Here is a 15,700-nt window from a genome sequence, read left to right as displayed (position 1 = left end):
CAGTAAGGAGTAATACGTGTCTACGGCTCGAGCTGTTACCAAGTCGTATCCCACCCCATCGCCATATCGGCGTCTGTTCGCACTGCCTGGCACCAAGCGTTCTCGTCCTTCCGGTGCCGTGGCCCGTCTGCCGATTTCCATGATGAGCCTCGGCATCGTGCTGGCATTGAATCATCTGTACGACAATTGGACCATCGCCGGCACCATGAGCGCGGTATATGTGCTCGCCATGTCCTGTGTCACACCGTTCTACGCGCGTGCGTTCGACCGGTTCGGACAAGCTCGTGTCGGACGGCTGGCGCTCGCCGTCCAGATCGCGGCCATGCTGGGATTCGCGTTTGCCGCGCTGGTTCGGGTGCCCATTGCGCTGCTGTTCGTGCTGGCCATCATCATGGGGCTCACGCAGTTCTCATTCGGTGCATTGGTCAGAACTCGATGGTCATACGCCTTGCGCGATGTGGAGGACGGCGAGCAGCTGCTCAACACCGCATATGCCATGGAAGCCGCCATCGATGAGGTCGTGTTCATCCTGGGGCCGATCCTTGCGGCATGGCTCGCCACCTCGGTGCATCCGGTATCCCAGCTGTTCGTGCCTACACTCGCATGCGGCATCGGCGGAACCGTGTTCTTCTCGCTGAAATCGACCCAGCCTCGCCTCCTTGTGGAGACGGTGTCCATCGACGACGCATCGGACCGGCGGCGTCAGGCATCAGATGCCACGATGGGCAATGGCACCAATGGCACCGGCGGCGCCGCTGGCACCGATACCGCCGCACCGGTTGCCGACCAGCTGACGCTGCGCCAGCTGAAAATGCAAGGCGCCAAGCCCAGAAGCGCCTTGCTCTATGCGGGAGTGCTGCCGTTGCTTGCCGTGTTCATCGTGTTCAACATGAGCTTCACCTCATTCGATGTGTCGATCACCGCATCCATGAAGGCGCTTGGCCTCGAACCGTTCCTGGGCCTCCAGCTGGCCATGTTCGCGCTTGGGTCATGCATCGGCGCCCTGGTCTTCGGGTCGCGTCAGCTCAAAGGCTCGCATTGGGCGCACATGGTGATGTTCCTCGCGTTGCTCACCGTGGGATACGTGTTCTTCCGCATCACCATGGACAACCTTCTTCTGCTCGGACTGGTGGAGATACTCGCCGGACTGACCGTGTCGCCGCTGTTCGCCACAGGTAATCTCATCGTCAAGGATCTGGTACCTGCTCAATCCCTGACCGAGGGACTGAGCTGGGTGACCACGGCAGGTACCGTAGGCACTTCGATTGGATCGTCGGTGGCGGGCATCGCATTGGATGCAGCCGGTCCGCATGTCGGCATGATGCTGCCGTTCCTGTTCACGCTGGCGGCGGTGCCCCTTGCCCTTGTAGGTTGGTGGCTCGCCAGACGACGTGATTGACGACAGTGGATGACCGGTTGACATGGCGGCTTCGTTGATCTCCGGTCTGTTGATGCCGTTGCGTTCGTCGCAGCCGGTGTCGCCGCGTCCGCCATATTGGACATTCGTGTGGCGCGTACGCTGTCCGGTGATAGGCTGGTTGCCGTTTTACCGGCAATACAACGGCAATACAGCAAGCAATACGCGCCTGACCTGAAACAGGGGGATAGACATGATCAGAGTTTCCGTAGTCGGTGCCAAGGGCCGTATGGGTTCGCATGTGGTCGAGGCGGTGAACAACGCCGAAGACACACAGTTGGCCTTGGCCTTGGACGCAGGTGATGATCTGACGCAGATCGATGCCGACAACACCGACGTGGTGGTGGAGTTCACCGTGCCCAGCGTCAGCCTGAACAATGTGCTCACCCTCATCGGTCAGGGCGTGGATATCGTCGTCGGCACCACCGGTTGGACTGACGAGAAACTGTCTCAGGTCAGGGACGCCATCGCCCAAGGTCCCAAGCCTCTGACACAGAAGGTGTTCATCGCCCCGAACTTTGCTATTTCCGCCGTATTGGCCGACTACTTCGCCGTCAAAGCGGCCAAGTACTTCGAATCCGCAGAGGTCATCGAACTGCATCATCCTACCAAGGTGGATGCGCCATCCGGCACCGCCATCCACACCGCACGAGGCATCGCCGAGGCGCGCAAGGCCGCTGGATTGGCTCCGGTGCCGGACGCCACCGAAACCGACGGCGGTTCGCGCGGCCAGGTCATCGACGGCATCCATGTCCATGCCGTCCGCCTGCGCGGGCTCAATGCACATGAGGAGGTGCTGTTCGGCAATGCGGGGGAGCAGCTGACCATCCGTGCGGACAGCTTCGACCGCACCAGTTTCATGCCGGGAGTGCTGCTCGCCGTGCGCAAGCTCGCATCCGACGCCCCGGCCGGGCTGACAGTCGGGCTCGATCACTTCCTTGATCTGTGATTCGGCGGACGCCGGTTCGCAGATCATCGAACAACGCGCGTGCCCTGCCCGGCCGTTCATCACTCGGCCGTTCACAGGCACCTTGCGGCGCGGTGGCTAATCGGCCGCAGCCATAACGCAGACAATCGTAAATGAATCAATGACAATCAATGACAATCAATGATGAAGAGTCCACAACGGGAAGTACGGTGAACATTATGAGCGAGCATGATATGCATCTTCTTGACCCAGCGCCTTTCGGTCGTATTCTGCCGGCGATGGTCACGCCTATGAAGGCGGATGGCAGTGTCGATTTCGATGCGGCGGTCGCGCTCGCCAAGCATTTGGTCGAGGACGGTGCAGACGGTCTGGTGGTCAACGGCACCACCGGTGAATCGCCTGTCACCCACATGGAAGAGAAAGTCGAACTGGTCAGGGCCGTCAAGGAGGCCGTGACCGTTCCGGTGATTTCCGGAGCCGGCTCCAACGACACCGCTCATACGGTTCGCATGGTCGAGCAGACCCAGGAAGCGGGCGCTGACGCGGTGCTCGTCGTCATGCCGTATTACTCCCGTCCTTCGCAGGACGGTGTCGTCGGTCATTACAAAGCCGTCGACGAATCAGCCGAGAAGCCGATCATCGTCTACGATGTTCCCGGCCGTACCGGTTTGAAGGTCAAGGTCGAGACATACGACCGTCTGGCCGAACTCGAACACGTCAAGGCTGTCAAGGACGCCACCGGCGATCTTGCAGCCGCAGTGGAGAAGCAGCAGCGCACAGGTCTCGCCTGGTATTCCGGCGATGACGGCCTGTTCCTGCCGTTCCTTTCCATTGGCGCCGTCGGCATCATCTCCGTGATCGCCCACGTCGCCTCCAACCCCATGCAGCAGCTTGTCCAGGCATTCGACCGTGGCGATATCACCACTGCCCGTCGTCTTGCCAACCAGCTTGCGCCTCTCGTCCACGCGTTGAACGGTGACGGCTATCAGGCCGTCATGGCCAAGGCCGCGCTCAAGGTCAAGGGTTATATTCCCTCCACCGTCATGCGTCTGCCGAATATCGGGCCCGACGCCACTCAGCTCGATAAGGCTGAAGAGGGCATGCGCGCTGCCGGACTGCTGTAACGGGTTGCCAGCCCGCCGCCCCTGCATGACAGAGCAGAGGCATAACAACAGAAAATCCAAGAAGATATGGCACAAGAACACAAGAACACAACCAGAAACAGCAATTCACGCCGCCGCAGCTCCAACCGCAGGAACAACAGGAGCGACGGCGGCCGCACCCCGTCCCGCAAGATCAATCAGGCACCTACCGCTCCCCAGCAGGATGCCGTGCTGATTGCGCCTCCGAAGTACCGCAAGGGCTCCATGCGCATCACGCCGCTCGGTGGCTTGGGCGAAATCGGCCGTAACATGAACGTGATCGAATACAACGGTCACCTGCTGCTCATCGACTGCGGTGTATTGTTCCCCGAGGAGGAACAGCCCGGCGTCGACCTGATTCTGCCTGACTTCAGCTACATCAAGAACCGTCTCGACAAAGTGGACGCTCTGGTGCTGACCCATGGCCATGAAGATCATATCGGCGGCGTGCCGTACCTGCTCAAGCTCCGTCCGGACATCCCGCTGATCGGTTCCAAGCTGACGCTCGCCTTCGTGGACGCCAAGTGCAAGGAGCACCATCAGAACCCCACCAAGGTGGAGGTGACCGGCCGTGAGAAGCTCAAGGTCGGTCCCTTCGACCTCGAATTCGTCAATGTGACCCATTCCATCCCGGACGCCCTCGCCGTCTATGTCAAGACCCCGGCCGGATCGCTGATCGACACGGGAGACATCAAGCTTGACCAGCTTCCTCTCGACCATCGCATCACCGATCTGGTGGAATTCGGCAAGATCGGCGAAAAAGGCGTGGACCTGCTGATGATGGACTCCACCAACGCCGAGGTTCCCGGCTTCGTCAAGCCGGAGACCTCCATCGGTCCGGCACTGGATCAGGCGTTCGCCCAGGCCACTCGCAAGATCATCGTGGCAAGCTTCTCCTCCCACGTGCATCGCGTGCAGCAGGTGGTGGACGCCGCCCATAAGTACGGCCGCAAAGTCGTGTTCGTCGGACGTTCCATGGTGCGCAACATGTCCATCGCTGCCGATCTCGGCTACCTGCACATTCCCGAAGGCACTGTGGTCGACCTCAAGCAGGCCAACGACATCCAGGACGACAAACTCGTCTACATGTGCACCGGTTCCCAAGGCGAACCGATGGCCGCCCTCGGCCGCATCGCGGACGGCAACCACCGTGACATCCATATCAACGAGTTCGATACGGTGATTCTTGCCAGCTCCCTGATTCCCGGCAACGAGCACGGCGTCTACAAGGTGATCAACAAGCTCGTGCAGCTTGGCGCCAAGGTCGTCAACCGAGACAATGCCGCCGTGCACGTGTCCGGCCACTGCAATGAGGGCGAGCTGCTGTACATGTACAACATCGTCAAGCCCAAGTGCGCCATGCCTATCCACGGTGAGAACCGCCATCTGGTGGCCAATGGCCTGATCGCGGTCAAGACCGGTGTCGATCCGCAGAACGTGGTATTGGCGGAAGACGGCGACGTGGTCGACCTCTATCATGGCAAGGCCGCGGTCGTCGGCTCCGTGCCGTGCGGCTACGTGTATGTCGATGGTGATTCGGTGGGCGAGCTGACCGACGAAGAGCTGGAGAAGCGCCGCATCCTCGGCACCGAGGGCTTCGTCTCCGCGTTCGTGGTGGTGGACACCGACAATCGCGAGGTCGTCACCGGACCGAAGATCTATCTGAACGCCGTGGCCGAAGACGAAAGCGAATTCGACCGGGTCTGCGGCCAGATCGTCGAGCAATTGAACGACGCGATGATGCAAGGCACCAAGGACACGTACAAGCTGCAGCAGATCATGCGCCGTACGCTTGGTGGCTGGGTCGCCCGACAGCTGCACCGCAAGCCGATGATCGTGCCCGTTGTGGCCGATATCGCCCAGGATGTCGAAATCGCCGACAACAACCAGTAGTCGTCAATAGTCCATGGACAGCCATCGGCAGAAGGCCAGCAGTCACCAGTAGTTATCAGCCTCCGGCGCGTATCCCCGTGATACGCGCCGCAAGCATACCGAACAACTAATGATTCGGTTCGTCGATTTCGTACGAATCCGAACATCCGAACATCCGAACATCGAATCCGAAACAACACAGGTACGAGCATAAGGAGTATCGCACAGCATGCCCGGTTCTAATCTGACCCGCGTTGAGGCCGAGGAGCGCAAGGCGGTAGTCGAAGCGCCGATTCACTATCATGTCGATCTTGACTTGACGGTCGGCCCGAAGAACTTCGGTTCCAAGGCGCTGATCTGTTTCAATGCGCAGGAAGGCTCATCCACGTTCCTGGACCTTATCGCCGATGAGGTCACCGCCATCGAGCTCAATGGCACGCCGCTGGATCCGGCAAAGGCGTATCAGGACAATCGCATCGAACTGACCGGTCTGAAGACCAAGAACGAAGTGACCGTCACCGCCCTGTGCCGGTACTCCAACACCGGCGAAGGCCTGCACCGTTCAGTGGACCCGTCGGACGGCAACATCTACCTCTACTCCCAGTTCGAGGTCCCGGACGCCCGCCGCGTCTATGCCGTCTTCGACCAGCCCGATCTCAAGGCCACGTTCGATTTCAAGGTGCTCGCGCCGGCCAGCTGGATCGTGACATCCAACATGCCGGAGGCAAGCGTTGAGGATGATCCGCGCGAAACCCTCGATGGCACGTTGGGCGAGAAGCCGAACGAGACCAGCCGTCTGTGGAAGTTCCAACCGACCCCGGTGATGAGCTCCTACCTGACCGCCATCTGCGCCGGTCCGTACGCGCAATGGCATACCGAATATCACAACGAGGACGGCCGTACCGTGCCCATGGCCCAGTACTGCCGCCAGTCTCTGGCCGAGGCCTTCGCCAAGGATGTGGACTACCTGTTCGACATCACCAAGAAGGGCTTCGCCTTCTACGCCAAGACCTGGGGCGTGCCGTACCCGTACGCCAAGTTCGACCAGATCTACGTGCCAGAATACAATGCGGGCGCCATGGAGAACATCGGCATGGTCACCATCCGTGACTCCTACGTGTTCGAATCCAAGGTGACCGACGCTCTGGCCGAGCGCCGTGTGGTGACCGTGCTCCACGAGCTGGCGCACATGTGGTTCGGCGATTACGTGACCATGAAGTGGTGGAATGACCTGTGGCTCAACGAATCCTTCGCCGAGTTCACGTCCACATTGGCCACCGCCGAAGCCACCGAATGGCATGACGCCTGGGCCACCTTCTGCTCCGGCGAGAAGAGCTGGGCGCTTCGTCAGGATCAGCTGCCTACCACGCACCCGATCGTCGCGCCGATCAACGATCTGAACGACACCTATGTGAACTTCGACGGCATCACCTATGCCAAGGGCGCCTCCGTGCTCAAGCAGCTCGCCTTCTACGTAGGCCGTCAGCAGTTCTTCGCCGGCATCAACAACTACCTCAACCGTCATGCCTACTCCAACGCCACGTTGGCCGACCTCCTGCACGAGCTGGAGAATACCTCCGGACGCGACCTCAAGGCATGGAGCGCCAAGTGGCTGGAGGAATCCGGCATCAACACCATCGCCGCGAGTGTCCAGGAGGGCAGGAACGGCACCATCGCCGAGCTGAAGCTCACGCAGACCGCACCCGACGAGCATCCGGTATTGCGTCCGCACCGTCTGGCCGTCGGCTTCTACAACGAAGATAAGGACAGCGGCACGGTCGTGCGCACCGACCAGTTCGAGCTGGACGTGGACGGCGAGACCACACTGGTCCAGTCGGCGGAGGGCAAGAAGCGCCCCGCATTCATTCTGGTGAACGACGACGACCTGACCTACACCAAGATTCGTTTCGACGCCGAATCCCAGGCGTTCGCCGAAGCCAACCTGCATCGATTCGGTGATGCCCTGGCTCGTGCGGTGACCTGGCTGGCCTTCTGGGATATGACCCGTGACGGCGAGTTCCCGGCCGAACGGTTCGTCGACATGACGCTGCGTCTGCTGGCCACCGAAACCGAATCCACCACATTCCGTTACGCCCTCGCCTGCATGAGCACCACTGCTCACCATTATGTGGCACCGGCCCGCCGCGAGGAGGTGTTGCGCCACGTCGCTGCCGAACTGTGGACCCTGGCCAATGCCGCGGAGGCGGGGTCGGACACCCAGTTCCAGCTCATCACCGCCTACCTCGGCTATGGAGAGGAGGGCGATGCCGCATTCGCCGCCAACGCGCACGGTCTGCTGGACGGCACGGTGACGCTTGACGGCCTTGACATCGACAACAACTTCACTTGGACGATCGTCAATGCGCTGGCGTCGGTGAACGAATTCGGCGACAGCGACATCGAGGCGCAGCTCGCCAAGAGGGACACCACCGAAAACCGTGAGTTCGCGCTTGGTGCCCGCGCGGTCAAGGCCACCGCCGAGGCCAAGGAATGGGCTTGGAACGAGGCGCTCAACAACAGCGAGCTGACCAATGCGCAGCTCGAGGCCGTCGCTCGTGGATTCTCCGCCACGCCGCGCCCCGATCTCGCCGAACCGTTCGCCGCCAGGTACTTCGAGACGGTGGATTGGATCTGGGCCAACAAGACCTACCACATGGGAAGCCTGTTGAACGGGCTGTACCCCGGGTATGCCGATCCCGCCACCCTGACCAAGTTGGGCGATGCATGGCTGGAGGAACACTTCGCCGCGGACAATGCGCTGAAGCGCTTGATCGTGGAGAATGTGGCCTCCTCGCATCGCACGCTCGCAGTGCGCGACTACAACGCCGCACTCTGACACGGTGGCACTCTGACACGGCAACGCTCCGGCATTGAGATGCCGCCGGAATACGCGCTGATCTGATTGGCTCCCTTTCCTGGCTTCGCGTGAGGAAGGGGAGCCAATTGCGTTTGAAGCGGCCCATGAAGACTTTCTGCCGGGGCGCTATGCTCCTCGGTGCGTTCATGGATAGTGCGTTCGCGGCCCCCGCATGCCAAATGCAACCGAATTGAGCAGTATTGTGCAAAACGGCATGCATTCGTGGGGTCGCCCGATTACCATGGTGCACGTTATAGGACGAGACGGCATGAGGCCGCTCAAGCGAAGGATGCAATAGTATGCCGAAAATGTTTGGAACCGATGGTGTTCGCGGATTGGCCAACAAGGATTTGACTGCACGCCTGGCACTTGATCTGGGTGACGCAGCAGTGCGTGTGCTGGGTGATGCCGGCACTCAGGACGACCAGCCTGAAGGACGCCGGCGTGCGCTGGTGGGACGTGATACCCGTGTTTCCGGTGATTTTCTAGCGTCCGCGCTCGCTGCCGGCATGTCCGCAGGCGGCTTCGACGTGATCGACGCCGGCATCATCCCCACCCCGGGCGTCGCCTATCTGACCTCCGTGCTCAACGTGGAGATGGGCGCGGTGATTTCCGCTTCGCACAACCCCATGCCCGACAACGGCATCAAGTTCTTCGCCCGCGGCGGATTCAAGCTGCCCGACGAAAAGGAAGACGAGATCGAAGCCGTGCTCGGCCAGGACTGGGAGCGTCCGACAGGTGCCGGTGTCGGCCGCGTGAGCCACGACCAGACCACCGCCACCAACCTGTACATCGACCATCTCGTCTCCACCATCGCCCCTCTCAACGACGACCAGACCCAGCCGAAGCCGCTCAAGGGTCTCAAGATCGTGGCCGATTGCGCCAACGGTGCCACCTCGGTGGTGGCCCCCGAAGCGTTGCGCCGCGCAGGAGCGGACGTCATCGTGATCAACGCCTCCCCGGACGGCTACAACATCAACAAGAATGCCGGGTCCACGCATCCCGAACAGCTGCAGGCCATGGTCAAGGCCACCGATGCCGTGATGGGCGTGGCTTTCGACGGCGACGCCGACCGCTGCCTCGCGGTGGACGAGGACGGCAACATGGTCAACGGCGATCAGATCATGGGCATTCTGGCCCGCGCCAAGAAGCGCGAAGGCAAGCTCAACCATGACACCCTTGTGGTCACGGTGATGAGCAACCTCGGTCTGAAGCTTGCCCTGAAGGATATGGGCATCAAGACCGTGGAAACCTCCGTGGGTGATCGCTACGTGCTTGAGGAGATGCTCAAGGGCGGCTATTCGCTCGGCGGTGAACAGTCCGGCCACGTGATCAACCGCGAGTTCGCCACCACCGGCGACGGCACCCTGACCGCACTGACCCTGTGCAACGAAGTCGTCAAGTCCGGCAAGAGCCTCAAGGAGCTTGCTGCCGACTTCCCGCAGCTGCCCCAGACCCTGATCAACGTGCCGAACGTGGATAAGATGGCGGCTTCCACCAACCCGCGCATCCAGGCCGCGGTGAAGCACGAGGAGGAGCTGCTGGGCGACTCCGGCCGCGTGCTGCTGCGCCCCTCCGGCACCGAGCCGCTGGTGCGCGTGATGGCCGAAGCCGCCACACAGGCCTACGCCGACGAAGTCTGCACCCGTCTGGCCAAGATCGTGGCCGAGGAGCTCGCGCTGTAATGTTCGGGAAAAACGCGAAAGTCGACATCGCGCTCAACCGTGACGTTGAGCAGCTCATCAAAACCGGCGGCAAGGAGCGTATCCTGCCCATCGTGCAGGCAGGCGAGCCGGTGCTGCGTCAGCAGACCGCAGCCTATACCGGGCAGCTGTCCAAGCACACGCTCACCAAGCTCATCGATGCCATGCATACGACCATGCTCGAGGCTCCGGGCGTAGGTCTGGCGGCCACACAGATCGGATTGGGGCTCGCGCTCGCCGTGGTCGAGGACCATGTACGCGATGATGAGGACGATCCGCGCGAAATCGCGGAGTTCCCGTTCCACGTCATCATCAACCCGAAGTACACCCCCGTGGGGGAGAAGACCGCATCCTTCTATGAAGGCTGCCTGAGCTTCGATGGATATCAGGCCGTGCGCAAGCGCTGGCTCGACATCACCGCCGAATGGGACGATGAGGAAGGCAACCATCACGCGGAACAGCTGCACGGTTGGCCGGCGCGCATCTTCCAGCATGAGACCGACCATCTGAGCGGCGAACTGTACATCGACCGCGCCGAGATCCGCTCGCTGACCACCTACGAGAACCTTGAGGATTACTGGTGCAACGACCCGGTGCCCACTGAAGCCGCCGAAGAACTCGGTTTCGATTTGTGACGATTCCCGGGCAAGGCCATGACGCGACACCAGGATGCAACGGTGTTCGCTCATGGCCTTTATGTCCAAAGACGCCGATAGTCATTAATAACAGAACATTTTCGTGAACAGACAATGAAGGTATAACGATGGCAGAATTCGACTTTACCCAAGCAATAGGCGAAGCCAGGGCCAAATATGATTCCATCGCCAAGGCGTTGGACGTGGATCGGCTCAAGGCCGACATCAAGGAACTGGAGAAGCAGGCCGCTGCCCCCGGCCTGTGGGACGATCCGGAGAACGCGCAGAAGGTCACCAGCAAGCTTTCCGCGACCGAATCCCAGCTCAAGCGCCTGACCTCCGCCGGACAGCGCATCGACGATGTGGAAACTCTTGTGGAACTCGGCCGCGAGGAGGAGGACCAGGATTCGCTCGACGACGCACAGCACGAGATCGGCGAAATCAAGAAGGATCTCGACCAGATGGAGATCCAGACCCTTCTTGACGGCGAATACGACGAACGTTCCGCCGTGGTGACCATCCGATCCGGCGCAGGCGGCGTGGACGCCGCCGATTTCGCGCAGATGTTGCTGCGCATGTACCTGCGCTACTGCGAACGCAACGGCTTCAAGGCCAAGGTCATGGACACGTCGTATGCCGAAGAGGCCGGCATCAAGTCCGCCACTTTCCAGGTCGACGCGCCGTACGCCTATGGCCGTCTTTCGGTGGAGGGCGGCACGCATCGACTGGTGCGCATCTCCCCGTTCGACAATCAGGGCCGCCGCCAGACCAGCTTCGCCGCCGTGGAAGTGGTGCCGCTGGTCGAAGCGACCGACCACATCGACATCCCGGACACGGATATCCGCGTGGACACCTACTGCTCCTCCGGTCCTGGCGGCCAGGGCGTGAATACCACGTATTCCGCTGTGCGCATCACCCACTTGCCGACCGGCATCGTGGTGACCATGCAGGACGAGCGTTCGCAGATTCAGAACCGTGCGTCCGCCATGGCCGTGCTCCAGTCCCGACTGCTGGTGCTTCGCCATGAGGAGGAGGCCAAGAAGAAGAAGGAGCTCGCGGGCGACATCAAGGCCAGCTGGGGCGATCAGATGCGTTCCTACGTGCTGCATCCCTACCAGATGGTCAAGGATCTGAGGACCGGTTACGAGACCAGCCAGACGCAGGCCGTGTTCGATGGCGACATCAACGGGTTCATCGAGGCAGGCATCCGCTGGCGTCATGATCAGCGTCGCGCTGCCGAAACCGAAGAGTAAGGGTAAAGGCAAACACCCGCCCTCTGCCGGCCTGTCGCGCGACGACTCGAACCCATCAACAGCGAACATGTGGATACGCACGTGGATAAAAGGAAACGAATATGGCTTTGATCTCATTGGACAAGGTGTCCAAGATCTATCCGAAGGGCACGCGCCCGGCGCTCGACAACATCAACCTCGATATCGAGCGTGGTGATTTCGTGTTCCTGGTCGGCGCATCCGGTTCCGGCAAAACCACGTTGCTGAGCCTCCTGCTCCGTGAGGAGGAGGCCACCAGCGGCGAGATTCGCGTTGCCGGCAACGATCTGCGTCGCATTTCGAATCGTCAGGTGCCGCAGTACCGTCGTTCGTTGGGATTCGTATTCCAGGATTACAAACTGCTCAATAACAAAACCGTCTGGGAGAACGTGGCTTTCGCGCTCGAGGTGATCGGTACGCGACGCTCCACCATCAGGTCTCTGGTGCCCAAGGTGCTGGATACGGTGGGACTTACTGGCAAGGAGAAGAACTATCCTCATGAGCTGTCCGGCGGCGAGCAGCAGCGTGTGGCCATCGCCCGCGCGTATGTGAATCATCCGCAGATCCTCCTCGCTGACGAGCCTACCGGCAACCTCGATCCCACAACATCGCTGGGCATCATGGAGGTACTGGATTCCATCAACCGCACCGGCACGACGGTGGTGATGGCCACGCATAATGAGGAGATCGTCAACTCCATGCGCAAGCGCGTGGTGGAGCTGCACAACGGCAAGATCGTGCGAGACGAGGCCCACGGATCGTATGACTCCGCGCTGTTCTTCCCGGACGCCGAAGTCGAGGCGCGCTCGGACAAGGCCAACCGCATCCACGTGGCGTCGCACGTCGTCGCCGCATCCGACGCCGAGTCCGTCGCCGTGTCCGCGATCGACACGGTGGCCATGAGCAAGACCATCGAGACGGGAGCCGGCCAGTCCGAGGGCATCGCGCGATTGGCAAGTTCGGTGCATTCCGGTCGTACCGGCCGTTATGGTGAGACCTTCGCGCCCATCGAGGATACGCTGACCTGGGGCAAGGGATTGCCGTTGGACGAGCAGGCGGCCGCATTGGAACAGACGCAGGCGTTCGACCCGTTGAAGGACGAAGCCGAGTCGTCGAACGCCGATGACTCCCGGTTCGCTCCGCCGCGGGACCCGGTGCCGCCGGCTCCTCCCGAGCCTCCGATGCCTCCGGCTCCACCTGCCGGGCAGGTTCCTACGTCTTCTCAGCATCCTGAGCATGCTGAGGCTCAGTCGGATGGAGAATCGTCCGACGCGGCCGCCGCAGGCACATCGAAGACCGACGCCGAGCCGACCGACGAATCGGACGCCAAGAAGGGGAAGTAGCAAGAGTCATGCGCGCACAATTCATCCTGTCGGAAACATGGACCAATCTACGGCGCAATGTGGCCATGCTGCTTTCGCTGACGCTGGTCACATTCATCTCGTTCCTGTTCATCGGCGCCTCGGTGCTCACCCAGGCCCAGATCACCAAGGCCAAGGGCGATTGGTATGACAAGGTCGAAGTCGTGGTTTGGCTGTGCCCGGACGGTACCAGCCAATCCGCCAACTGCGCTTCGGGCAAAGCCCCTTCCGCCAAGGAGATCACCGATCTGCAGAAGACCATCCGCGATGAGCTCAACGATGTGGTGGCGAACATCAACTACGTCAGCAAACAGGACTTCTACGACAACACCTTCACCAAGCAATATCCGAACGGCGAATTCCAAGGCCGTACGCTTACCGCCGACGATATGCAGGATTCCCTGTGGCTCAAGCTCAAGGACCCCACCAAATACCAGGTGGTGGCGGAAGTGCTGTCCGGCAAGGAGGGCGTCGAGGACGTCACCGACCAGCGTCAGATATTCGATCCGGTGTTTGCCGTGCTCAACCGTGCCACTGCCGTGACCGCGGTGCTTGCAGGCGTGATGGTGCTCGTGGCCATTCTGCTCACCGGCACCACGATCCGCATGTCCGCCGCATCCAGACGTACGGAGACCGAGATCATGAGGTACGTCGGCGCATCCAACTGGACCATTAGGCTGCCGTTCATCCTCGAAGGCGCCATAGCGTCACTGATTGGTTCGGTGCTCTCGTGTCTGATGCTCTCGGTGATCGTGCGCGTGTTCATCACCGGCTGGCTCGCGCAGTCGGTCACTTGGATTCCGTATGTGAACCAGATCACGGTGCTGATGATGTCGCCGTTCCTGGTGCTGGGCGCGGTACTGCTTTCGGTGATTGCGTCCACGGTGTCTCTGAGACGTTATCTGAGAGCGTAAGTCCGGCATGGAAGTGGTTCGGCTCTCAGACTCTCATGTTATGGTGTGCTTTTGTATGGCGATAGGAAGGATTTTTCGTCCATGAATAAGACGACGAACACATGGAAGCCCGTTCTGGCAGCGTTGACTGCGGGCATGTGCTGCGTGGCCGGATTGGTGGTGGCTCCTGCCCAGCCTGCATCCGCGGACACCTATTCGAATCTGGTGAATGCGCAGAACCAGCACGCGGCTTCGGCGCAGCGCGAGGCGCAGCTCAAGGCCCAGTTGGCCGGCGTGAACAGTGAGCTCGCCAATAAGATCGTCGAATTGGATGATCTGACCAACAACAAGATCGTCGCCGCGCAGAACAAGGTGACGCAGGCCAACGCCGATGCCGCCGCGGCCCAGGACGAGGCCGATGCCGCCGCCAAGCGTCTTGAGGCGGCGCAAAAGGACAAGGAGACCCTCGAGCAGCAGATAGCGCAGACCGGTAAGGATTACGACGATGCGCATGCGGCTGTCGCCGAACTGGCACGGGAAAGCATGCACGGCTCCAGCGCATCCGAAGTGATGAGCGTGGTGACCGGTGCGAGCAGCACCCAGGACTTTGTGAACTCGATGCAGTCGCGTGACGCGCTCTCCCGTAATGAGGCCAATGCGGCATCTTCTGCGGCAAGCGAGCTGAACACGTCGAAGAATCGTGGCGAGCGGCTGGCCGCCATCGAAAAGCAGATCTCCACGCTGAAGACCCAGGCCGATCAGAAGGCCGCGTCAGCGCAGACCGCTGCCGAGACCGCGCAGAACGAGCGCAATGCGCTGGAACAGTTGCGTGTGGAGGGTGAGCAGCGCCGCAACGAGCTGACCGCCATGGTGTCCTCGCTGAAGGATCAGCAGGCCGCTCAGGCCGCGCAGACGGTGCTGCTCGCCTCGCGCGTTGATTCCTATAACCAGCAGTATCTGAAGGAGCAGCAACAGTCTTCCGGTCAGGTCAATAATGGTCAGCAGGGTACCACCCAGCCAGGCGGTGGCGGGTCCTCGACTGTGCCGCCGACCACGGGAGGTGGCTCGGGTGGCAGCAGCGGCGGTCAGGGCACTTCGAATGGTGATTACGGCAACGCGTACTATGGGGGCCAGTGCACATGGTATGCCTACAACCGTCGTAAGCAGATGGGCATCGGGACCCCTTCATATCTCGGCAACGGCGGCCAATGGTATCTGACCGCGCCGGGCTACGGTCTGCGCGTCGACCACAATCCTCAGGTGGGTGCGGCCTTGTCCTTCCCGCCAGGGGTCGCCGGTGCCGACGGCACTTACGGCCATGTGGCGGTGGTGGAGTCCGTTTCCGGCAATACGGTGACGATCTCCGAGATGAATGTGGTCGGTGAATACGTCGTGAGTTGGCGTACGCTGTCCAATGCCGGCGCCTACTGGTACGTGCACTGAGCGCATCAGGGCTATGTGACCGAGCCGGCATCCTGTGTCAGTGATTCGTGGCTATTCTTGGCTCCCCTTGGCGGACTGTTGCCGTGAAGCAGACAGCGGAGCTGTCTGTAGGCAACGTGCGAGCCGACAGGCGAGCCAGCAGGTTGCGCGCGGGGCGCGTCTGTAATTGCGGGACGAG

General features: G+C 61.2%; 11 protein-coding genes. All 11 read left to right on the top strand.

All coding sequences use genetic code 11. The features are described 5' to 3' along the window. Nucleotides 1–16: 16 nt before the first annotated feature. The 11 genes from BREU_RS02085 (at nucleotide 17) to BREU_RS02035 (ending at nucleotide 15,522) form a co-directional block, all read left to right on the top strand. Nucleotides 17–1,399, top strand: coding sequence for an MFS transporter (locus tag BREU_RS02085; RefSeq protein WP_044095771.1), 1,383 nt, complete (start codon nucleotides 17–19; stop codon nucleotides 1,397–1,399). A 211-nt stretch (nucleotides 1,400–1,610) separates the two neighbouring features. Further along, on the top strand, nucleotides 1,611–2,366 hold the full coding sequence (gene dapB, locus BREU_RS02080) for a 4-hydroxy-tetrahydrodipicolinate reductase (protein ID WP_044090112.1): 756 nt from the start codon (nucleotides 1,611–1,613) through the stop codon (nucleotides 2,364–2,366). A 197-nt stretch (nucleotides 2,367–2,563) separates the two neighbouring features. Beyond that, the gene (gene dapA / locus BREU_RS02075; protein WP_044090136.1) at nucleotides 2,564–3,469 is read left to right on the top strand and encodes a 4-hydroxy-tetrahydrodipicolinate synthase; all 906 of its coding nucleotides are present in this window, start codon (nucleotides 2,564–2,566) and stop codon (nucleotides 3,467–3,469) included. A 66-nt stretch (nucleotides 3,470–3,535) separates the two neighbouring features. Further along, nucleotides 3,536–5,380: a ribonuclease J gene (locus BREU_RS02070; protein WP_044090113.1), complete on the top strand. Its 1,845-nt coding sequence runs from the start codon at nucleotides 3,536–3,538 to the stop codon at nucleotides 5,378–5,380. Between the two features lie 208 nt (nucleotides 5,381–5,588). Continuing rightward, on the top strand, nucleotides 5,589–8,195 hold the full coding sequence (gene pepN / locus BREU_RS02065) for an aminopeptidase N (RefSeq protein WP_044095770.1): 2,607 nt from the start codon (nucleotides 5,589–5,591) through the stop codon (nucleotides 8,193–8,195). A gap of 320 nt (nucleotides 8,196–8,515) precedes the next feature. Continuing rightward, a complete protein-coding gene (gene glmM / locus BREU_RS02060) occupies nucleotides 8,516–9,901 on the top strand; it encodes a phosphoglucosamine mutase (protein ID WP_044090115.1) in 1,386 nt (461 codons plus the stop codon). Continuing rightward, nucleotides 9,901–10,554, top strand: coding sequence for a peptide deformylase (locus BREU_RS02055; protein WP_044090117.1), 654 nt, complete (start codon nucleotides 9,901–9,903; stop codon nucleotides 10,552–10,554). Before glmM ends, BREU_RS02055 begins: the two co-directional genes overlap by 1 nt. A 128-nt stretch (nucleotides 10,555–10,682) precedes the next feature. After that, nucleotides 10,683–11,807: a peptide chain release factor 2 gene (gene prfB, locus BREU_RS02050; protein ID WP_044090118.1), complete on the top strand. Its 1,125-nt coding sequence runs from the start codon at nucleotides 10,683–10,685 to the stop codon at nucleotides 11,805–11,807. A gap of 101 nt (nucleotides 11,808–11,908) precedes the next feature. Continuing rightward, nucleotides 11,909–13,168: a cell division ATP-binding protein FtsE gene (gene ftsE / locus BREU_RS02045; RefSeq protein WP_044090119.1), complete on the top strand. Its 1,260-nt coding sequence runs from the start codon at nucleotides 11,909–11,911 to the stop codon at nucleotides 13,166–13,168. An 8-nt stretch (nucleotides 13,169–13,176) separates the two neighbouring features. Beyond that, a complete protein-coding gene (gene ftsX, locus BREU_RS02040) occupies nucleotides 13,177–14,100 on the top strand; it encodes a permease-like cell division protein FtsX (protein WP_044090120.1) in 924 nt (307 codons plus the stop codon). An 81-nt stretch (nucleotides 14,101–14,181) separates the two neighbouring features. Next, nucleotides 14,182–15,522 carry a CHAP domain-containing protein gene (locus tag BREU_RS02035; protein ID WP_044090121.1) on the top strand — a complete coding sequence of 447 codons (1,341 nt, stop codon included), beginning with the start codon at nucleotides 14,182–14,184 and terminating at the stop codon, nucleotides 15,520–15,522. The last annotated feature ends 178 nt before the right edge of the window (nucleotides 15,523–15,700 follow it).

Source organism: Bifidobacterium reuteri DSM 23975, from assembly GCF_000741695.1.
In the GTDB taxonomy this organism is placed as follows: Bacteria; Actinomycetota; Actinomycetes; order Actinomycetales; family Bifidobacteriaceae; genus Bifidobacterium; species Bifidobacterium reuteri.
Note: the sequence above shows the minus strand (reverse complement) of the source record. Positions and strands in the feature narration are given on the sequence as shown.